This is a genomic window from Mycolicibacterium frederiksbergense (assembly GCF_012223425.1).
Classification (GTDB): domain Bacteria; phylum Actinomycetota; class Actinomycetes; order Mycobacteriales; family Mycobacteriaceae; genus Mycobacterium; species Mycobacterium frederiksbergense.
The window spans coordinates 4025356-4045622 of sequence record NZ_CP038799.1 but is presented as its reverse complement, the minus strand read 5'-3'; the positions used below and the strand labels follow the sequence as shown (position 1 = coordinate 4045622).

Here is a 20267-nt window from a genome sequence, read left to right as displayed (position 1 = left end):
TCCGAGCCCGCGGGTGCCGTTTCAGGATCCAGGCGGTTGGGCGCTCGACGGGCCGCCGCCGTCTCGAGCGAGTCGCCGATATGTCCGCCAACCGGTTACGCTCAACCACAATGCCAGCGCAGCATTGAGGATGCCCAGGGCCAGGGTCGCCCGACCCGTCCGCTGAGCGGCCGGAATGAACCCTTCGCGGAAGGCTGCGGCGTCGCCGTAGGCGAGCACCCGCACCGCGTTCACCGCCGGCAGTTCCTCGTCGCTGCCCAGCGCACGCATCGACCCGGGATCACCCCAGACCACCACCGGATCGTCCGAATACAACGCGCACTCGTTGATCCGACCTTCGCCCCGCGGCCAGTTCCACGCCTGCCGCACCGAACTGATGCCCTGCACCCAGGCGCGTGATCCATCCGCCAACGTGACGACAAACCCTGAGGGGAGCCAAGACTCAGCCAGTGACGACAGCCCGGACCATGATCTTCCGCAGTCGATTCGCGCCAGTAGCGTACGGGCGGTCTCGACCTCGCTGGCCTCGCCGTACGCCTCACGTTCCAGCCGACCGTCCAGCAGGACCCCGTAGATCCGCTGGTGCGGTTCGGCGTGACGCCAGGCCAGCACCTCTTCCGCGGACCCGACAATCGGAACCTCAGCCAGTTGCAGCCCGTCGTCGGCGATCCGCCACAGCATCAGCCCCACCGCCGCGAACATCACTGCGAGGCAGGCACACAACAGTGCCGCGGCAGAGCCGGCCGTGCGTAACTCCAGCCGAGGCAACACCTTGATCACCACCAGCACGGTGAACACCGAGGCGATGACAGTACCGCCGAAGGTGGCCGCGGCCCTCTCGAACAGGTACGGGACGCTGTCGCCGGTGACCAGGAAGCCTGCCGCCAGCGCAACCGCGGCACCCCCGATCACCGCGCTCGATCGCCACCAGGATCGTCGCCAGCGATGCAGCAGTACCGCGGTCGCGATCGCTACCACCGACCACGCGGCAACTAGCGACACGAGCCCGCAACTGCCGCACGGCACTTTTCGCACAGGGCCACGAAGTGGGCGAGCCGCGTCGCCGAAGACATCACGTCGACCCGCACGCGGACCTCGAGTCCACCACCGGAGAGCGACAACGCCGGCTGCTCGCGCTCCGAGTCGTAGCGGGCACACCATTCTTCGACAGCGTCGGCGACGGCAACCAACGTCCCGGGCGCACCGGCGTCAGCCGTACCGAGCACCAAGAGACGAGGATCAGCCGGCAGCACGTGCTGCAGCGGCTGCCCGTCGCCAACCCGGCCCATCCCGATCCAACCGGCAAGCTTTGGATCAAGCGAGTCGATCAGTGCAACGGCGATCGCACGAGCCGGACCGGGCGGGCTGGGGCCCACCAGCAGTGCGCCACTACCCATTCGGGGCGTCGGTGCGGTCCAGGTGCTGGTGACAACGTGAGTGCCCGGCACGGGTTGCTGTGTGGCGAAAGATCGTTGCATCCGCAGCGCCCAGTCATCGGTGGCGGGTGACACCGTGGTGATCTCACCGTCGCGGCGGGCATTCCAGCCACGTTCGTCGAGGAGGAGCTGCAGCGCCGCCCGCTTCCGCGCACGTGACCGCAGGATCAGGAACAACCCGGCGGCTGACGATCCCACGGCGATGAGCACGAGAAGCTCCACAGGCGAACAGTACCGGCTCGACACCTCCCGGACTGGCCCATCGACGCTCGGATTGGCTGCAGCTGCCGCAACCGCTCACCGCCGCTGACTGACCGCTCACCGCACCCCTGCCCGGCTTCGTCGTATCGCTTGGTTTTGTGACCCACATCTCAATTAGGTTCGGTACCCAACTGGTTCACAGTCGACGTCAGGAGTCACCGGTGCCCGAAACCGATCTACCCGCGCGGCCTGCGCCCACCGGCGAGGAGTTCCTCGCCATGCAGGCCAGCCCCGAGTTCCAGGATTTGCGCAGCAGGCTGCGCAAATTCGTCTTCCCGATGACCGCGTTCTTCCTGATCTGGTACGGCATCTATGTCCTGCTCGGTGCGTTCGCGACCGACTTCATGGCCACCGAGGTGTTCGGCAACGTCAACGTCGGCCTGATCATCGGGCTCGGCCAGTTCCTGACCACGTTCATCATCACCGGTCTCTACGTGCGCTTCGCCAACCGCGAGCTGGACCCGCGTTCGGCGGCCATCCGCGAAGAGCTGGAAGGACCCCTGCGATGAACCTCCTGGCAGCAACCGAGACGGTGGGCAACCCCGTCGCCAACATGGCCATCTTCGGCCTTTTCGTCGTCGTCACCATGGTCGTGGTGATCCGGGCCAGCAAGAAGAACGCCACCGCCGACGAGTTCTTCACCGGTGGCCGCGCCTTCTCCGGCCCGCAGAACGGCATCGCGATCGCCGGTGACTATCTGTCGGCCGCCAGCTTCCTCGGCATCGCCGGCGCCATCGCCGTCTACGGTTACGACGGCTTCCTCTATTCGATCGGCTTCCTGGTCGCCTGGCTGGTGGCCCTGCTGCTGGTCGCCGAATTGCTCCGGAACACAGGCCGATTCACCATGGCCGACGTACTGAGCTTCCGGTTGAATCAGCGCAAGGTCCGGGTCGCGGCCGCCACCTCGACACTGACGGTCTCGCTGTTCTACCTGCTGGCGCAGATGGCCGGCGCGGGCGGCCTGGTGGCATTGCTGATGAACATCAACAGCCGCACCGGACAGTCGGTGGTGATCGCCGTGGTCGGTCTGCTGATGATCGTCTACGTCTTGGTCGGCGGCATGAAGGGCACCACCTGGGTCCAGATCATCAAGGCCGTGCTGCTGATTGCCGGCGCCGGAATCATGACCGTGATGGTGCTGGCCAAGTTCGGGATGAACTTCTCCGAGATCCTCGGCTCGGCGCAGGCCGCCATCTCCGGGGCCACCACCGAAGGTGTGGCCAGCCGCGATGTGCTGGCGCCCGGCGCCCAGTACGGCGGATCGCTGACCTCGCAGATCAACTTCATCTCCCTCGCCCTGGCACTGGTGCTCGGCACGGCCGGTCTGCCGCACGTGCTGATGCGGTTCTACACGGTGCCCACCGCCAAGGAAGCCCGCAAGTCCGTCGTGTGGGCCATCGCCCTGATCGGCGCGTTCTACCTGTTCACCCTGGTGCTCGGCTACGGCGCCGCGGCGCTCGTCGGCCCGGACCGCATCCTGAGCGCTGCGGGCGGTGTGAACTCGGCGGCACCACTGCTGGCGCTGGAACTCGGCGGTGTCGTGCTGCTCGGCATCATCTCCGCGGTGGCCTTCGCGACCATCCTGGCGGTCGTCGCCGGTCTGACCATCACCGCGTCGGCGTCCTTCGCCCACGACATCTACGCCGGCGTGTGGAAGAAGCACAAGGTCACCGAGGACGAGCAGGTGCGGGTCTCCCGCATCACCGCGGTGGTGCTGGGCATCGTCGCAATCGGCCTCGGCATCCTGGCCAACGGGCAGAACGTCGCCTTCCTGGTCGCGCTGGCGTTCGCCATCGCCGCGGCGGCCAACCTGCCCACCATCGTGTACTCGCTGTACTGGAAGCGGTTCAACACCCGCGGTGCGCTGTGGAGCATGTACGGCGGTCTGATCTCGACGCTGATCCTGATCATCTTCTCCCCCGCCGTGTCGGGTGCGAAGACCTCGATGATCCCGGGTGCGGACTTCGCCTGGTTCCCGCTGGCCAACCCGGGCATCGTGTCCATCCCGCTGGCGTTCGCGCTCGGCATCATCGGCACCCTCGCCTCCAAGGACTCCGGTGACCCGGCGGTCAACGCGGAGATGGAGGTGCGGTCGCTGACGGGTGTGGGCGCCGAGAAGGCGGTCGCGCACTAGGCACCCCGAGTATCTGGGCCGGCGGCGGTACTGTTCACGCGAGTGAGCACCCGCCGCCGGTCCTTTGCCTTTGCAGCACTGGCCTATGCCTTCGCCGCCGTGATGATCGGCACCACCCTGCCCACCCCGCTGTATGCGCTCTACGCCGAGCAGATGCACTTCTCCGTCGTCACCACGACGATGATCTTCGCGGTCTACGCGCTGGGTGTGCTGGCAGCCCTGCTGCTCTTCGGGCGGTGGTCCGACGCCGTCGGCAGGCGGCCGGTGCTGCTGGCCGGCCTGGGCGCCGCGATCGCCAGCGCGATGGTGTTCCTGATCGCCGACAGCGTGGCACTGCTGCTGGTGGGGCGTCTGCTGTCGGGTCTGTCTGCGGGCCTGTTCACCGGTACCGCGACCGCCGCAGTGGTCGAGGCGCTCCCGGCCGCGCAGCGGGAGCGCGCGGCGATGGTGGCCACCATCGTCAATATCGGTGGCCTGGGCATCGGTCCGGTGTTGGCCGGCGTGCTCGCCCAATACGCGCCGCACCCGCTGACACTGCCGTTCGTCGTGCATATCGTGCTCGCAGCGCCGGCGGTGGTTGCGGTGCTCATCGCACCGGAGACCTCGGCGCGCACCGGCCGAATCGGCCTACAGCGCCTCGCCATTCCCGCCGAGGTGCGGAGCGTGTTCATCACCGCGGCCACCGCCGCATTCGCCGGCTTCGCCGTGACGGGCCTGTTCGCCGCGATCGCACCGTCCTTCGTCGCCGACGTCGTCGGGATCGCCAACCATGCCGTCGCCGGCGCCATCGCCGGATCCGTATTCCTGGCCTCCGCCGTCGCCCAACTCGCCGGCCGCCGCATGCTGCCGGCGACCGCCGTCGCAGCGGGCTGCGTCATGCTGGTGGTGGGCATGGCGATTCTGGCTGTCGCCCTGACATTTTCGTCGCTGGCGGGCATCATCGTCGCAGCCGTGGTCGCCGGCACCGGGCAGGGCATCAGTTTCAGTCGCGGACTGGCCGCGGTGGTCGAGCAGGTGCCCGCAGCGCAGCGCGGCGAGATCAGTTCCACCTATTTCGTGGTGGCCTACGTGGCGATCTCGGTGCCGGTGGTCGGAGTGGGGTTGGCCGCGCAGACCTGGGGGCTGCGCACCGCAGGGGTGAGCTTTGCCGCCGCGGTGGCAGTGCTGGCGCTGGGCTGCCTCGCCGCGATCCTGATCCAGAGCCGACGCCCAGCCCGATTGAGTGGTTCTACTCAGGTCTGATGGCGGCCGCCGCAGCTAGATTCGGACCATGGCCATCGCAGCGTTCCCGACGGTCGCCGACGTGGCGGCGAGCACCCCACCTGAGCGGGACCGCGCCATCGACGTCATCCGCATCACCGCACTGGTGGGTGTGGTCATCGGGCACACCGTCATGGCCACCAGCATCATCGCCGACGGCGTCTTCCACTGGGAGAACCTGCTCACCACATCGGTGGTGTTCCAGGCCCTGACCTGGGTGTTCCAGATCATGCCGCTGTTCTTCTTCGCCGGGGTGGCGGCCTCTGCGCACACCTACGGTGGTGCCTGGGGCGGCTGGCTGCTCAGACGCTGCACCCGGCTGTACCGTCCGGTGTTCTACTACCTGGCGTTCTGGACGGTGGCGCTGATGGTCGCGCACCGCACGCTCCCGGTGCACGTGTACGAGCCGATCGCCGGTATCTCGATCCAGTTGCTCTGGTTCCTCGGCGCCTATGTCCTTGTGCTGGCCGCGGTTCCGCTGCTGACCCGGATCAACACCACGGGCCGGTTGTCCGCCGCCGTCGCCACCCTGTACGCATCGGTCGCCGTCGTCGACGCCGTCCGGGTCAGCGACCCGAGCTGGAACTGGCTGGGCTACGCCAATCTTGCGGTATGGCTGGTACCTGGCATGTTCGGCGTCGCCTACCGGTACCGGCTGCTCACCACATCGAGCGCGGCCGTCCTCGGGGTGTCGATGCTGGCGATCAATCTCGCGCTCGTCCGGTTCGGACCGTACGAACCCAGCCTGGTCGGCATCGAGGGCCAGCAGCTCAAGAACATGGCGCCGCCGTCGCTGCTGCTGGCCGGCCACGCAATCATGATGTGTGCGTTCGCGATTGCCGCAGCACCCGGTATCGGCCGGTGGGCCCGGCGACCACGGGTGTGGTGGTTGACGGCGATCGGCAACAGCGGCGCGATGACGCTGTACCTGTGGCACATCCCGGCGCTGCTCGGTATGCACCTGGCCTTCGACCTGATGGGGCTGCCCCGCTACCCGGGGCAACCGCATTTCCTCGCGCTCAGCATCGTCCAGCTCGCGGTGATGGCCGTACTGGTCACCGCGCTGTTCGTGGCCCTGCGCCCGCTGGAGAACAATCCGCTGCCGTACTGGGACGGCGGCACGGTGAGCGGTCCCGGGGTGCGCAGCGCCACGGTGGGCGCGCTGCTGTGCCTCGCGGGTGCGGCGACCCTGGCCTCGGTCGGCTGGGGAATGAAGGGGCTCGGGCTGTATTGCGTCGCGCTGATGTTGGGCGCACTGGTCGGCGCCCGCAGTCTGGCGCGTTAGCCGCTCTTGCGGCGGAACTCCCGACGGTTCTCCACCGGCCCGTGCGCGCCGCGCGGCTGTTTACGGCCGGCTTCGGCATGTGACACGCCGTCCGCGGTCTGCGTCTTCTTCCGCTCCAGCGCCTCCCGGAACTTGCGCTTGGTGTCGTCTTCGGGAGTCTCGTCGGCCATACCGACAGCCTAGCCTTCTCACCTGATCCCGGGCGGCATCCCGTACAGATGGTTGATCGGCAAGGTCAGCAGTACCCGCCGGTCATCGACCATGGCCCGGCGGTAGTCGTCCCAGTCCGGATGTTCACCGGCGATGTTGCGGTACAAGGCAATCAACGCCTCCACGGTGTCATCTCCTGCATTCGCGGCAGGTGGGGTGAGCACAGCATCCCCCTCGGCGACGGCGTAGGCCCAGCCGTCATCGGAGGACACGTGGATGGAGGCACGCGGGTCGCGGCGCAGATTGCGGGTCTTGGCGCGCGGTTCGGTCACCGATACCTGCAGGGCGACATTGCGCGCGTCGAACCAGTACGAGACGTTGGACAGCTGTGGTCGCCCGTCCTTCTTCACCGTGGCCAGCACCCCCAGTGAGTTCCCACTGATCAATGCCAACAGCTTGTCGTCGAAAACCTGGCGCCCCATCACACGAGAGTACGACTCTACGATCGGGGACATGAGTGGTCTGACAGGTATCGACGGCACAAGTTTGGAGGGCGTGTCCGCGACCACGCTCTGGACCCTGCACAATCGCGGCACCGAGGCCAAACGCTCGGACGGCGTGATCCGCGACCCGTGGGCGGTCACCCTGCTCGACGGCATCGGATACGACTACCGGAAATTCGGGAAACCCAACCAGTCACACGCCTTGCGGGCCCGGGCCTTCGACGCGGCCGCCATCGACTATCTGACGACGCACCCGAAGGCATCGGTGGTGGCGCTCGCCGAAGGCCTGCAGACCAGCTTCTGGCGGCTGGCCCGAGCCGGTGTCGCCGACGAATTGACCTGGTATTCCATCGATCTGGAACCCGTGATGGCGCTGCGCCGCCAACTCCTGCCGCGCAATGACCGGATCATCGAACTGGCGCAGTCGGCGCTGGACCGCAGCTGGATGGACCAGGTGAACACCGACGACGGGGTGTTCATCACCGCCGAAGGTCTGTTGATGTACCTGGAGCCCGAGGATTCACTGAGCCTGATCGCCGACTGCGCCGCCCGCTTCCCGGGCGGCCGGCTGATGTTCGACTCGATCCCGCACTGGTTCAGTCGCCGCACCCTGACCGGGCTGCGACTGTCCGACCGCTACCTCACCCCGGCGATGCCGTTCGCGATGACCGCCGATGAGGGGCTCGCACTGGCCGGCAGCATCGACGGGGTACGACGGGCCCGCGATATCTCGCTGCCGCCCGGTCGCGGACTGTGGAAGCTCGCAAGTCTGTCGACGCTGGACCGTATCGGCGCCTTCCGGCGCGCCCGGCCCAGCGTCACCCTGCTGGAGTTCGGCTGATGACGCGGTATGCCGCGTTCCTGCGTGGCGTGAACGTCGGCGGCGTCACCCTCAAGATGGCCGAGGTGGCGGCGGTGTTCACCGCGGCCGGGTTCACCGACGTGAAGACGATCTTGGCGAGCGGGAACGTGCTGCTGAACAGCTCATCGTCGGCGGACGCGGTACGAGAGACGGCCGAAGCCGCGCTGCGGTCGAGCTTCGGTTACGACGCGTGGGTGCTCACGTATCCGGTCGACACCGTTCGGGAGATATCGGCGAACTATCCGTTCGAGCGCGAGGTTCCCGAGCACCACTCCTATGTCACCTTCGTCAGCGACGCCGATGTGCTGGAAGAACTGACGACGCTGGCCGGTGCGGCCGGGGAAGCCGCCGCCCGCGGGGACGGAGTGCTCTATTGGCAGGTGGCCCGATCGTCGACGCTGAACTCCGCGGTCGGGAAGACGATGGGCAGGAAGCGCTACAAGTCCTCGACCACCACCCGCAACCTGCGCACCCTGGACAAAGTCCTCGCATCGGTACATTCGACACCGTGACTACCCCGCGAGCCGATGCCAGCACCCTGACCGGAGTTTCCGAGACCGCACTGTTGACGCTGCTGGTCCGCGCGACCGAAGCCCGCCGGGCCGACAGGATCATCGACGACCCGGTGGCCGTCGACCTGGTGGACGCCATCGATTTCGATTTCGGGAAGTTCGGGTCGGCCAAACGTCAGGACATGGCGCTACGCGCGCTGGCCTTCGACCGCGAGACGAAGAACTATCTGCGCGAGCATCCGGCGGCGACGGTGGTAGCACTCGCCGAGGGGCTGCAGACCAGCTTCTACCGGCTCGACGCCGGCGAGGTCGGTCACGACTTCAGTTGGCACACTGTCGATTTCCCGGCGGTCGTGGCGGTTCGGGAGAAACTGTTGCCGCCTTCGGAACGCATCTCGGTGAGCGCACAGTCCGCACTGGACTTCAGCTGGATGGACGATGTCGACGATTCCCAGGGCGTCTTCGTCACCGCAGAGGGCCTGCTGATGTATCTGCAGCCCACCGAAGCGCTCGCGCTGATCACCGAATGCGCCAAGCGTTTTCCCGGCGGACAGATGATGTTCGACCTGCCGCCCCACTGGTTCGCATGGTGGGCGCGTCAGGGTCTGCTGCGCCCCTCGCTGCGGTACACGGTGCCACCGATGCCGTTCAGCCTGTCGGTATCACAGGCGGCCGCCCTGGCCCACACCATCCCCGGGGTGCGGGCGGGGCACGATGTGGAGTTGCCGGAAGGCCGTGGCACGGTGCTCAACGCGCTGATCTGGGCGTCCTACCGACTGCCGGTGATCGATCAGCTGCGCGGGGTCACAACGCGGCTGGAATTCGGCTGACGGCGCCGAACTTCAGCGCCGCATCCTGCACGGGCCCGTTGCGCAGCACATCGGCGTCGACGGTGTAATTCATCGTCATCTGCCACGGACCGTGCACACCCTGGCGGGGAATCTCGTCGATTGCGCGCTGCACATACCCCGCCGCGAAGTCCAGCAGCGGTTTCGTGGGCATCGCCGGATCGTCGAGTTCGGCACGTACGTGCGCGAATCCGCGATCGTCCATGTAGCTGAGCAGCCGGCAGAAGTGCTCACACAAGAGCCCGACCTTCAGCGTCCACGACGAGTTGGTGTAACCGAAGGCGAACGCGAAATTCGGGACCCCGCTGAGCATGATGCCCTTGTAAGCCACGGTCCGCGCAAAGTCGACGGGTTCCCCGTCCACGGTGAGGCTGATCCCGCCGAAGAGCTGAACGTTCAACCCGGTGGCGGTCACGATGATGTCGGCGTCGAGCTCACGACCGGACTCCAGCAGGACACCGTTCTCGGTGAAGGTCGAGATCCGATCGGTGACCACCGAGGCGCTGCCGTTGCTGATGGCCTCGAACAGATCACCGTCGGGCACCGCGCACAACCGTTGATCCCACGGGTTGTACTTCGGACTGAAGTGCTCATCGACCGGGTACCCGTCGGGCAGTTTTGCGGCGTTGATCCGGCGGATCAGCCGGCGCGCAGCGGTCGGATACTTCTGGCAGAACTTATACACCGCACGCTGTTTGGCGATGTTCTTGCGGCGCGCCAGCGCGTACCCGCGATCTTCGCCGAGCAGTTTGCGCGCGGTGTTGGCGAAGCCGTCTTTGGCCGGCACCGGCATGACGTACGTCGGCGAACGCTGCAGCATCGTCACGTGCCCAGCGGTCGTGGCCATCGACGGCACGAGGGTCACCGCGGTGGCGCCGCTGCCGATCACCACCACCTTCTTGTCGGTGTAGTCGAGGTCCTCGGGCCAGTGCTGGGGGTGGATGATCTGGCCGGCGAAGCGGTCACGTCCGGCGAAGTCGGGGGTGAAGCCCTCGTCGTAGCGGTAATAGCCGCCGGCGCAGAACAACCAGTTGGCGCTCAGCTGACTCAACTCGCCGTCGTGCTCGACATCGACGACCCAGCGGGCGTCCGCACTGCTCCAGGCCGCGCCGAGAACCCGGTGATGGAACCGGATGTGCTTGTCGATGCCGTTCTCGTCGACCGTCTCGCGCAGGTAGGCCAGGATCTTGTCCGATGTCGCGATGGCGTGTTCGTCGCGCCACGGTTTGAACTCGTAGCCGAAGGTGTGCAGGTCCGAGTCCGAGCGAATCCCGGGGTAACGGAACAGATCCCAGGTGCCCCCGGTCGCTCCGCGGGACTCCAGGATGGTGAAGCTGCGACCGGGATGTTCGCGTTGCAGATAGTAGGCGGCTCCGATACCGGAGATCCCGGCTCCGACGATGAGCACATCGACTGTTTCCATGCGTTGATCGTGCCGCCGCGAGCGAGCCACATCCAGGTCGAAATACCCCATATCGCCGAAGAGACAGTGCATAGTGCACCACCACTCTAGGCTGACGCCATGGCCGAAGAACTACCGTCCCCGCGGGTCAGGGACCTGATCCGGCAATGCGCCCAGATCGTCGTCAACGCCCGCCCCGAATGGCTCGACGAACTGGACCGGGCCGTGCTGGCCGCCAGCCCGGCCATCGCCGCCGACCCGGAACTGGCCGCCGCCGTCAGCCGCAGCAACCGCGCCAACCTGTATTTCTGGGCCACCGCCAACGTCCGCGATCCCGGCGCGCCGGTGCCGCCCAACACGGGGCCGGAACCGCTGAGCATCGCGCGGGAACTGGTGCGCCGCGGGGTGAACGCGTTCCCGATGGACGCCTACCGGGTGGGTGAGGGGGTAGCCTGGCGCCGGTTGATGGAAATCGCCTTCGAGCTGACCTCCGATGCCGCCGAACTACACGACATGCTGCAGGTGTGCTCGCGCTCGATCAGTGCGTTCATCGATGCGACGCTGACCGGTATCGCCGCACAGATCGAGCTGGAGCGTGATGAGCTCACGCACGGCAGCCACGCCGAACGGCGCGAGACCGTCGCCCTGCTGCTCGACGGCGCCCCCATCCCGCGTGCTCGCGCCGAGCAACGCCTCGGGTACGCGCTGACCGGCAGCCACACCGCGGCCGTCATCTGGACCGACACCCACGACGGCGACCTGGCCCGACTGGACCGGGCCGCCGAGGCCATCGCGCGGGCCGGCGGCGGGCGGCCGCTGAGCGTGCTGGCCAGCAGCGCCACCCGGTGGGTCTGGACTCCGGGCGATATCGATCTCGACGCGATGGCGGCATCGACCGATACCGCCGACATCCGGGTCGCGGTCGGCACCAGCGGCGACGGTGTGGACGGGTTCCGGCGCAGCCATTTCGAGGCGATCATCACCCAGCAGATGATGGCGCGCCTGCATTCCCGGCAGCAGGTCGCCCGGTTCACCGATGTCGAGCTGGTCTCGCTGATCACCGCCGATCCCGACCGCAGCGCCGACTTCGTCGCCCGGGTACTCGGCGATCTCGCCACCGCGGGCACCGAGTTACAGGACACCGTAAGGGTATTCGTCGACTGTCAGTGCAATGCCTCGCGCGCGGCGGCGCGGCTCTACACCCACCGCAACACCCTGCTGCGGCGGCTGGCGCGCGCCGACGAACTGCTGCCCCAGCCCCTGGCCGGACACAGCGTCAGCGTGGCCGTGGCACTCGACGTGCTGCGCTGGACAGGGCTGACGGAAAGCCGCATCTAGTCGAACGCGGCGTCCAGATAGCGCAACGCCTCGTCCTTGCCGATGCCCAGCGCGCGCGCGGATTCCGCGAACGCGTGCGCGGCCGCGGCCATCGCGTTGTCGGCGGGATCGACACGGGCGACGAAAGTGCCGAAACGGCCTCGGGTTTCGAGCACACCGGCGGCCTCCAGCTCGCGGTAGGCCCGCGCCACCGTGTTCACCGCGAGACCGAGCTGACCGGCGAGATCACGGACCGTCGGCAGCCGGGTGCCGGGCGTGAGCCTGCCGTCGCGCACGCCATCGATGATCTGCGTCCGCAACTGATCGAACAGCGGGGATCCAGCCTGCTGATCGAGCCGAACCCACTCCCCCAGACCTCCCACGTGCCCAGTATGTCGCACACACGATAGTTTGGTGAGGTGCGAGTGACGTTGCTGAGCGGTGCGGGCATGTCCGCCGAGAGCGGGGTGCCGACGTTCCGCGACGTCGAGACGGGTCTGTGGGCGAACGTCGACCCCTACGAGATCTCCAGCAGCGACGGCTGGCAGCGCCACCCGGAACGGGTGTGGGCCTGGTATCTGTGGCGGCACTACATGATGGGCGCGGTCGACCCGAACCCCGGCCATCTGGCGGTCGCGGCCTGGGAAGATTATGCCGAGGTGCAGGTGGTCACCCAGAACGTGGACAACCTGCACGAGCGGGCCGGCAGCAACCGGGTGTACCACCTGCACGGCAGCCTGTTCGAGTTCCGCTGCGATCGGTGTGGATCGCCGTACACCGGCGAACTGCCCGCGATGCCCGAACCGGTAGAGGTCATCGATCCACCGCGCTGCTCCTGCGGGGGCCTGATCCGGCCGAACGTGGTGTGGTTCGGCGAGGGTTTGCCCGATGACGCCTGGGATCTGTCGGTGCAGGCGGTCGCGAAGGCCGATGTGGTGATCGTGGTCGGGACGTCCTCGGTGGTCTATCCCGCGGCGGGGCTGCCGGAAGCCGCACTGGCCAACGGAATCCCGGTGATCGAGGTCAATCCGCAGCCCACTCCACTGTCGGAGGCCGCCACCGCGGTGGTGCGGGAAACCTCGGCGATCGCGCTGCCCCAGCTGCTACAGCGGTTGCCCGCGCTCTTGGGCCGTTAGGGCCGGACCGCACGTCCGATCGCGAACTCGGAGACCGGCACCGGCAGCCACCCCGGCAACGTCTGCTCGCGGCGCGAGCCGTCCACCGAAAAGCCTGCCGCCGCGATGGTCGCCTCGGTGTTGCGGTGCGTGTGGCAATTGCCGAGCAGCCGCGGCCAGACCGTTGCGTCGGCCACCTTCTGCAGCGTCGCCCGCACCCCCACACCGGCGACATGCTCCAGATAACGCAGTTCACCGCCGGGAGTGAGCATCGAATACAGCTGGCGCACAACGCTGTCAGGGTCATCGACGGAACACAGCACCAGCGAGCACACCACGGCGTCGAACGATTCTGCTGCGCCGAACTCCTCGATGGCGGCGGTGCTGACGATCACCGGTACCGGCGCCGCGGCGGCGGCCTCACGGGCAACTTCGGCGAGGCGCCGCTCGGGCTCCAGCGCAATCACCTCGGTGACACCGGTCGGGTAGTACGCGAAGTTGGTCCCGGTCCCGGCACCGACCTCGAGCACGCGGCCGGTCAGTCCGGCCAGGTTGGCCACCCGCAACCGCCGCAGAGATTCCGGCTCGTGACCGGACATCGTCATCCAGAGCCGGGCGAAGAAGGGATTGTCGACAAGATCACTCATGCTTTGAGCTCCTTGAGTTTCTCGACGGCCTCGCCCGCGGCCACGTCAGCCCCGATGAAGCCGGTCGCGATGTGTCCGCAGCATATCGACCGCAGCACGCGGTCGGTGAATTCTTCGACATCACCCCACGGCAGGTAGGGCTTGGCGATGAGCAGCGCCGCCACCCCGTGCGCAGCGGTCCACAGCTCCAGTGCTGCCGCGGTCGAATCCCCGGGTGGGTACACACCCTCCTCGATCAGCGCTTCGATCGTGGTACGCATGTGCACGAAAGCCGAACTGGCCAGGGTCATGTCGACATCGCTACCGGGATTGCCCTCCCCCATCGTCGCGATGCGGTACAGCTCCGGGGTCTGCCGCGCGAAGCGGACATAGGCCAGGCCCTGGGCGCGCAGCACCTCGATGGTCGAGGTCTGACCGGCGGCCACCCGCTGCATCTCCTCGTCGAGGCGCTCGAAATAGCGCGCGCAGACCGCGTCCAGCAGCGCGTCCTTGTCGGCGAAGTGCAGGTAGATCGACGGGGATGTCACGCCCACTCGCTGCGCCACCGCGCGGATGGACACCGCCTTGGCGTGCCCGGTCTGCAGCAACAGTTCGGTGGTCGCGTCGAGGATCTCGTCGCGAAGCTGTTCGCCGGAGCCGCGCGCGGCCCGCCGACGTCGCAGTGGTGGGGACGACACTTAACCAGTGTCCGTCACCGACGTGGGCACCCTCGTGTGACTCTCCGGCTCGGGCTCACCCGATTCGCTGATCCCGATCCGATCATGCAGTCGGACCAGCGGTTTGGGCGCCCACCAGTTCCAGCCCCCGAGGACATGCATGAACGCGGGCACCAGCACCATCCGCACCAGGGTGGCGTCGACCAGTACGGCCAGCGTGAGTCCGACACCGAACATCCGCATGAAGGACACCTCGGCCGCGATCAACGCCGCAAACGATATCGACATGACCAGCGCCGCGGCGGTGATGACCCGGCCGGTGCGGGCCAGACCCAGCGCCACCGCGGTGTCGTTGTCCACCCGCGCGGTATTGCCACCCGCGGCACGCAACGCCTGCCAGTTCTCCCGGATCCTGGCGAGTAGGAACACCTCGTAGTCCATCGACAACCCGAACGCGATGCAGAACAGCAGCACCGGCATGTTCGCCACCAGGGTGCCGGTCGGGGTGGTGCCCAGCGCGGACAGGTGGCCTTCCTGGAAGATCCACACCAACGCACCGAAGGCCGCCGTCAGCGAAAGAATGTTGAGCACAATGGCTTTCACCGGAAGTACGACACTGCCGGTGAGCAGGAAGAGCAGACCGAAGGTGATGACCGCGATCAGCCCGAGCACCCACGGCAGCCGGTCGGTGATCGCGACGACGCTGTCCCGGTTGACCTGGGCGATGCCGGTCAACTGCACGGTGTGCCCGCCCGGACCCGAAACCGCGTGCAGCGCGTCGAGCTGGTTCTCCGACGCGTCGGAGAACAACGGCGCGGTACTACTGACGGTGAGAAACGCACTGCCGTCCGCGATTCCGGTCGGCGCGACCGGCGGGCCGGCCTTGTTGCCACCGACGAATGCGCCCGTCGGCGTCGAGACCGCGGCGACGTCGGGCACCTTCGACAACGCGGCGGCGTAGTCCTCGAACTGGGCCGGGCTCAGTCCCTGTGCATCGGGTACGACGACGGTGACCGCGGTGGCCGAGTTGTCGACGAAGTCGTCGCGGAGTTGATCACCCACCTGATGCGCGGACGCCGACGCCGGCAGCACCCGGTCATCCGGGAAGCCCCATTTCACTCCGAGGAACGGTGCTCCCAGCACCAGGAGCAGGATCACGACCGTCAACCCGAGCGGGAGGGCTCGGCCCATCACCCGTCGCGTCCACCGGTACCAGAATTGCTGCTCGACGGGCTTCGTCTCTGCGGGCTCGGGACGGCGGAACACCGAGCGCACGTTCAGGGCGTCCATCCGGTCACCGAGCAACCAGATCGCCGCCGGGGTGACGATGATCGCGGTAAGCGCGGCGAAACCGACGGTGGCCACTCCCGCGTAGGCGAACGATTTCAGGAAGTACATCGGGAACAGCAGCATCGCCACCATGGACAGTGCGACGGTGGTCGCCGAGAACACCACGGTCCGTCCCGCGGTGGCCATGGTGCGGGCGAGTGCGCGGTCCCGCGGCACGCCGTCTGAGAGTTCGTCACGGAAGCGGCTGATGATCAGCAGGGTGTAGTCGATGGCCAGTGCCAGACCCATCGCGATGGACAGGTTCAGCGCGAAGATCGAGACGTCGGTGGTGAACGTGATGAGCCTCAGCACCGACATCGATCCGAGAATGGCCATGCCGCCGACGGCCATCGGCACCGCGGCGGCCACCAGCCCCCCGAACACCCACACCAGTACCAGGAAGCTCAACGGGATGGCGATGGCCTCCATGCGCAGCAGGTCCCGTTCGGTCTGCGCATTGATCTGGGCGTAGACCATGGCCGTCCCACCGGATCGCACGGTGACGCCGGGTCGGTCATGGGCGAACTCGTCCGAGAGCGCCTTGGCGTATTTCTGCGCGTCGTTCTCTCCACCGGTGATGCCCGCGACGATCAGCCCCGAGCTCTTGTCCTTGCTGATCAGCTCGACCGCCGCCGAGGGCGGCGCTGTCCACGCGGAGGACACCTGCGCGACATGCGGCGACCGTTCCAGCGCGGTGACGATCTCGGTGCCCGTCGCAGTGGCGGCCGGGCTGTCGACACCTTCGGGCGACGTGACCGTGATGAGCAGCTGCATGTCACCCTGGTCGAACTTCTCGGTGAGCAGCGCGGTCGCTTGCGAGGACTGCGAGGTCGGGTCCTGGAAGCCGCCAGCGGACAGCGTCTTGGCCACCGGGATGCCGAAGATCGCCGCGGCGACCATGACAAGCGCCGTCACGGCCAGCACCCGGCGGGGGGCGGCCATCGCGAGCTGAGCGATTCGGTTCAGCACGATCGTTCCCTTCGAAGTCCTATCGTCGTTAAGTTAACAAGGGTAAGTCGTTGGGTCAACGCGGATGATCTTGGTAGAGATACGGTGTCGCAGGCCCCGAGGTTCACCTGCGCCATGGAATCCCAATCACAACAGGAGTCACTTTTGTCACTCGCGTCACAGCGACATGCGCGGCGCGGGCTACTCGTCAGTAAGAATTTGCTGAGGCGTGGGGTGCAACCGGGGGTCCCGGCAAACTTTCCGGCGTTTCGACGGGCGTCCGACTCGCCCACATACATGCAGTTCAGAAGGCATTCTCCGGCGGAATGAAAACGGGTTTCCCAACGCGCCAGCAGCCTAAACCTACCCGGCGGTAAGAATTGCCACGATTTTCGCAAGCTGGGCTCAAAGTTCTCTTAATCACCGCCCATACGCTTCACGGCATGTGGATCGACGACACCAACGCAGATGTCATCAAGGTTGATTTCGACGCCCTGTACCACGGGGACGTCCTGGTCGAGGGTGATACCTCGGAGCAGTTCCCCGACCTCGCTGCCGCGGTCTGACCGCAGCACACGCCATCCGGCTTCTCCGGCCGGCCTGAGCGGCTGAAGGCCGCCCCGCCGACCAAGCACGACGAGAACCGTCCGACCGACCACCGCAGATTTTCTGTGGGTTCGACCGGGCGGTTTCTTGCTCCCTGGACCTGACTCACCGGTCATGCCAGCCGCCGAGCCGAGGCTCCGCGAGACCGATTTTTGCTTCTCCACAGCCCGGCAATCCCTGCTGTCAATGTCGGTGGCCGCGAGTATTATCGAACACATGTTCGAAGTCTTGGATCGTGGCGCACTCGCCGGGTTGAGCGATGAGGCGCTCATCTCCGCGGTCACCACCATGACCCAGACCGAGGCGAGGGCCGCCGCGCAGCGTTTGGCCCTGATCGGCGAGGTGGTGGCCCGCCAGTGCGATGACGAGGACGATGTGGTCGCCCATCAGGTCATCGATGGGTGGGCGTGGGCGCAGGCCGCGGTCGCGGCGGCCTGCAACCTGAACTCGCACGGGGCGTCCAAGCAGATGCGCATCGCCCAAGCCCTACGTGACCGGCTACCCCGCACCGCAGCCCTCTTCGCCACCGGAGTCATCTCGGCCACGGTCATCGATGCGATCACCTGGCGCACCCATCTGGTCGTCGACGAGGACGCGCTGGGGTTGATCGACACCGCCATCTCCGCGGAAGCGGGCGAATACGGGGCGCATTCGGAGAAACAACTGATCGGCGCGGTCGATCTGTGGGTGGAGAAATTCGACCCCGACGCCGTGGTGCGCTCCACACGGGCCGCCAAAGACCTCTACGTCGAATTCGACGACAAGGATGACCCCAACGGGGTGGCCTCGTTCTGGGGCAGGCTGCGCATCACCGACAAGAAGATCTTGGAGCAACGGCTCAACGACCTGGCCGACACGGTCTGCGCCAGTGATCCCCGTAAGCGTGGGGAACTGCGTGCCGCGGCGCTGGCGGCGTTGGGTGTGGTCGGCCCGGCCCTGGAGCGGCTGACCTGTGAGTGCGGGGATGCCGGCTGTGCGGGCAGCGGGAAAGATCCACGCGCGGGCGCACTCACCATCTACGCGCTCACCGACAAAGTGCCGCCGCGGGTGAAGACCGCCCCCGCCAAACCAGGCCGGGTGCTGCGGGCACCCCGGACTCCGAGCCAGCCGCGACCGAGGCCGCGCCAGCGAAAGAGGAGCGGACTGTCGAGCGAGAGCCGCAGACACCCGCCGCGAAGCCCGAACCCGCTGCACCCAAGCGCGAGCCGCAGGCACCGGCCGCGGAGTCCGAGCCCGCCGCGTCGGCTGCCCGCCCCCACACTGTCGAGCCGACCAAGCCCGCGGCCTGCAACCCCAGCCCCGGGGTGATGCTCGACGGCGCCATCATTCCCGCCGCGATGCTCGCCGAACTCATCGCCGCCGGCGCCACCAGCACACCCCTCGCCGACATCGCCGACCTGCCCGCCGAACCCCGATACCGGCCCTCGGCCGCGCTGACCGCGTTCGTCCGGATGCGCTCCATGACCTGCAGCTTCCCCGGCTGTAATCGGGCCGCGCACCGCTGCGACTTGGATCATCTGACCCCGTGGCCGGCCGGGGCGACGCATCCGGGCAATCTCGGGCCGCTCTGCCGTCTGCACCATCTGGTGAAGACCTTCGGTGGCTGGACACCCACCGCCCAACCCGACGGCACCATCCACTGGACCGCACCCACCGGGCACAGCTACGCAAGGGCCCCTGGTGCATCAATCCTGTTCCCGCACTGGAACATCCAGACACCCATCCCACGAAAACGCGCCATCACCCTGATCAACGACACCGACCGCGACACCAAGATGCCGCTCCGACAACGCACCCGCACCCAAGACCGCGCCCAACGCATCACCACCGAACGCGCACACAACCAACTCCAACGCACCCTCGAACGCGCGGCGAGCGACAGCGACCCGCCGCCCTTTTGACAACGGGCGCAACGAGAACCGCCCGATCGAACACCGCGAGTTTCCTCGCGGCCTCGACCGGGCGGTTGTGTGCTCGGGGTCAGAGCCTCCGGATCAGGCGGTGGCCTGCTCCGGCTCGTCGATGTTCACCATGTCGGCCAGTCGGCCGATGATGATGTCCTCGGCCTCGCTGACCATCCGCGAGATCAGCTCCTCCACGGTCGGGATGTCGTGGATCAGACCCATCACGGTGCCCGCCGTCCAGATACCGGCATCGACATCGCCGTCATCGAAGACCTTGCGGCCCCGCACACCGGCCACCAGATCCTTGACATCGTCGAACTGACCACCACCCTTGAGAATGTCCACCACCTCACGCGACACCGCGTTGGACGCCACCCGCGCCGTGTTGTGCAGACTCCGAAAGATCAGCTCGGTGCCCCGCTCATCGGTCGCCACGATCGCATCCTTGACGTTCTGATGAATGCAGGACTCCACGGTGGCCATGAACCGGGTGCCCATGTTCACCCCATCGGCGCCCAGCGCCAACGCAGCCACCAAGCCACGCGCATCACCGAAACCGCCCGAGGCGATCATCGGGATCTCGATCTCCCTGGCCGCCGCCGGGATGAGCACCAGACCCGGGATATCGTCCTCGCCCGGATGACCCGCGCACTCGAAACCATCGATGCTGATGCCATCCACACCCAGGGTCTGGGCCTTGATCGCGTGGCGCACCGAGGTGCACTTGTGCAGCACCTTGATCCCGTTGTCATGGAACATCGGCAGATGCGGAGCCGGGTTGGAACCCGCGGTCTCCACGATCTTCACCCCGGCATCCACGATCACCTTGCGGTACTCGTCATACGGGGGCGGGTTGATCGCCGGCAGGATCGTCAGATTCACCCCGAACGGCTTATCGGTCAGATCCCGGGTCTTGGCGATCTCATCGGCCAGATCCGCAGGCGTCGGCTGAGTCAACGCGGTGATGAAACCCAAACCACCCGCATTCGCCACAGCCGCGACCAACTCCGCACGACCCACCCACTGCATACCACCCTGAGCGATCGGATGTTCCACACCGAACGCCTCGGTGAACTTGGTGACCAGTGACAT

The 20267-nt window shown here is 67.1% G+C and carries 22 protein-coding genes; 12 read left to right on the top strand and 10 right to left on the bottom strand.

From position 1 onward, the window contains the following. Nucleotides 1-21 precede the first annotated feature (21 nt). Both EXE63_RS22720 and EXE63_RS22715 read right to left on the bottom strand, forming a co-directional pair. Nucleotides 22-1002, bottom strand: a complete 981-nt coding sequence (locus EXE63_RS22720; RefSeq protein WP_168143788.1) for a hypothetical protein — start codon at nucleotides 1000-1002, stop codon at nucleotides 22-24. Beyond that, nucleotides 993-1658 (bottom strand): hypothetical protein, encoded by a 666-nt coding sequence (locus tag EXE63_RS22715; RefSeq protein WP_168143787.1) that lies wholly within the window; start codon nucleotides 1656-1658, stop codon nucleotides 993-995. Before EXE63_RS22715 ends, EXE63_RS22720 begins: the two co-directional genes overlap by 10 nt. A 200-nt stretch (nucleotides 1659-1858) precedes the next feature. Between EXE63_RS22715 and EXE63_RS22710 the strand changes: the two genes are divergently transcribed. From EXE63_RS22710 to EXE63_RS22695, 4 genes are all read left to right on the top strand, one after another. Continuing rightward, nucleotides 1859-2206 (top strand): DUF485 domain-containing protein, encoded by a 348-nt coding sequence (locus tag EXE63_RS22710; RefSeq protein WP_168143786.1) that lies wholly within the window; start codon nucleotides 1859-1861, stop codon nucleotides 2204-2206. Further along, entirely contained in the window at nucleotides 2203-3831 is a 1629-nt protein-coding gene (locus EXE63_RS22705; protein WP_168143785.1) for a monocarboxylic acid transporter, read from the top strand. Before EXE63_RS22710 ends, EXE63_RS22705 begins: the two co-directional genes overlap by 4 nt. Nucleotides 3832-3933: 102 nt before the next feature. After that, nucleotides 3934-5073 (top strand): MFS transporter, encoded by a 1140-nt coding sequence (locus tag EXE63_RS22700; protein ID WP_234904627.1) that lies wholly within the window; start codon nucleotides 3934-3936, stop codon nucleotides 5071-5073. Nucleotides 5074-5101: 28 nt separating this feature from the next. After that, a complete protein-coding gene (locus tag EXE63_RS22695) occupies nucleotides 5102-6376 on the top strand; it encodes an acyltransferase family protein (protein ID WP_168143783.1) in 1275 nt (424 codons plus the stop codon). On the opposite strand, the gene EXE63_RS22690 is transcribed toward EXE63_RS22695, so the two are convergent. Together EXE63_RS22690 and EXE63_RS22685 are read right to left on the bottom strand one after the other, a co-directional pair. Beyond that, on the bottom strand, nucleotides 6373-6546 hold the full coding sequence (locus tag EXE63_RS22690) for a DUF5302 domain-containing protein (protein ID WP_105363419.1): 174 nt from the start codon (nucleotides 6544-6546) through the stop codon (nucleotides 6373-6375). The genes EXE63_RS22695 and EXE63_RS22690 overlap by 4 nt on opposite strands. Nucleotides 6547-6564: 18 nt before the next feature. Then, nucleotides 6565-7008 (bottom strand): PPOX class F420-dependent oxidoreductase, encoded by a 444-nt coding sequence (locus EXE63_RS22685; RefSeq protein WP_105363418.1) that lies wholly within the window; start codon nucleotides 7006-7008, stop codon nucleotides 6565-6567. A 31-nt stretch (nucleotides 7009-7039) separates the two neighbouring features. Here EXE63_RS22685 and EXE63_RS22680 point away from each other — a divergent pair, with 31 nt between their 5' ends. The 3 genes from EXE63_RS22680 to EXE63_RS22670 are packed head-to-tail and all read left to right on the top strand — an operon-like array spanning nucleotide 7040 to nucleotide 9233. After that, the gene (locus EXE63_RS22680) at nucleotides 7040-7870 is read left to right on the top strand and encodes a class I SAM-dependent methyltransferase (RefSeq protein WP_168143782.1); all 831 of its coding nucleotides are present in this window, start codon (nucleotides 7040-7042) and stop codon (nucleotides 7868-7870) included. Further along, complete coding sequence (locus EXE63_RS22675) at nucleotides 7870-8403, top strand: DUF1697 domain-containing protein (protein WP_168143781.1); 534 nt, start codon at nucleotides 7870-7872, stop codon at nucleotides 8401-8403. Before EXE63_RS22680 ends, EXE63_RS22675 begins: the two co-directional genes overlap by 1 nt. Then, nucleotides 8400-9233 (top strand): class I SAM-dependent methyltransferase, encoded by an 834-nt coding sequence (locus tag EXE63_RS22670; RefSeq protein WP_168143780.1) that lies wholly within the window; start codon nucleotides 8400-8402, stop codon nucleotides 9231-9233. The genes EXE63_RS22675 and EXE63_RS22670 overlap by 4 nt, the downstream gene beginning before the upstream one ends. On the opposite strand, the gene EXE63_RS22665 is transcribed toward EXE63_RS22670, so the two are convergent. Beyond that, nucleotides 9208-10674 (bottom strand): flavin-containing monooxygenase, encoded by a 1467-nt coding sequence (locus tag EXE63_RS22665; RefSeq protein ID WP_168143779.1) that lies wholly within the window; start codon nucleotides 10672-10674, stop codon nucleotides 9208-9210. The genes EXE63_RS22670 and EXE63_RS22665 overlap by 26 nt on opposite strands. Nucleotides 10675-10773: 99 nt before the next feature. On the opposite strand from EXE63_RS22665, the gene EXE63_RS22660 reads away from it, so the two are divergent. Continuing rightward, entirely contained in the window at nucleotides 10774-11991 is a 1218-nt protein-coding gene (locus tag EXE63_RS22660) for a PucR family transcriptional regulator (RefSeq protein WP_168143778.1), read from the top strand. Here EXE63_RS22660 and EXE63_RS22655 read toward each other — a convergent pair. Then, a complete protein-coding gene (locus EXE63_RS22655; protein ID WP_168143777.1) occupies nucleotides 11988-12353 on the bottom strand; it encodes an Rv1152 family transcriptional regulator in 366 nt (121 codons plus the stop codon). The two genes, EXE63_RS22660 and EXE63_RS22655, sit on opposite strands and share 4 nt — an antisense overlap. A 36-nt stretch (nucleotides 12354-12389) precedes the next feature. Between EXE63_RS22655 and EXE63_RS22650 the strand changes: the two genes are divergently transcribed. Further along, nucleotides 12390-13106, top strand: coding sequence for an NAD-dependent deacylase (locus EXE63_RS22650; protein WP_209999858.1), 717 nt, complete (start codon nucleotides 12390-12392; stop codon nucleotides 13104-13106). Here the strand turns inward: EXE63_RS22650 and EXE63_RS22645 are convergent. Genes EXE63_RS22645 through EXE63_RS22635 form a run of 3 tightly spaced genes read right to left on the bottom strand, consistent with a single transcriptional unit; the run spans nucleotide 13103 to nucleotide 16686 of the window. Beyond that, nucleotides 13103-13732, bottom strand: a complete 630-nt coding sequence (locus tag EXE63_RS22645) for a methyltransferase domain-containing protein (protein WP_168143775.1) — start codon at nucleotides 13730-13732, stop codon at nucleotides 13103-13105. The two genes, EXE63_RS22650 and EXE63_RS22645, sit on opposite strands and share 4 nt — an antisense overlap. Further along, a complete protein-coding gene (locus EXE63_RS22640) occupies nucleotides 13729-14409 on the bottom strand; it encodes a TetR/AcrR family transcriptional regulator (protein ID WP_168143774.1) in 681 nt (226 codons plus the stop codon). The genes EXE63_RS22645 and EXE63_RS22640 overlap by 4 nt, the downstream gene beginning before the upstream one ends. After that, on the bottom strand, nucleotides 14410-16686 hold the full coding sequence (locus EXE63_RS22635) for an MMPL family transporter (protein WP_168143773.1): 2277 nt from the start codon (nucleotides 16684-16686) through the stop codon (nucleotides 14410-14412). 422 nt (nucleotides 16687-17108) lie between these two features. Between EXE63_RS22635 and EXE63_RS33310 the strand changes: the two genes are divergently transcribed. The 3 genes from EXE63_RS33310 (at nucleotide 17109) to EXE63_RS33090 (ending at nucleotide 19172) form a co-directional block, all read left to right on the top strand. Next, nucleotides 17109-17231 (top strand): hypothetical protein, encoded by a 123-nt coding sequence (locus EXE63_RS33310; RefSeq protein WP_105363407.1) that lies wholly within the window; start codon nucleotides 17109-17111, stop codon nucleotides 17229-17231. A 256-nt stretch (nucleotides 17232-17487) separates the two neighbouring features. Beyond that, nucleotides 17488-18579, top strand: a complete 1092-nt coding sequence (locus EXE63_RS33095) for a DUF222 domain-containing protein (protein WP_234904237.1) — start codon at nucleotides 17488-17490, stop codon at nucleotides 18577-18579. Further along, nucleotides 18579-19172, top strand: coding sequence for an HNH endonuclease signature motif containing protein (locus EXE63_RS33090; protein WP_234904236.1), 594 nt, complete (start codon nucleotides 18579-18581; stop codon nucleotides 19170-19172). Before EXE63_RS33095 ends, EXE63_RS33090 begins: the two co-directional genes overlap by 1 nt. A gap of 93 nt (nucleotides 19173-19265) precedes the next feature. On the opposite strand, the gene EXE63_RS22625 is transcribed toward EXE63_RS33090, so the two are convergent. Then, on the bottom strand, nucleotides 19266-20267 hold the full coding sequence (locus EXE63_RS22625) for an NAD(P)H-dependent flavin oxidoreductase (protein WP_168143772.1): 1002 nt from the start codon (nucleotides 20265-20267) through the stop codon (nucleotides 19266-19268).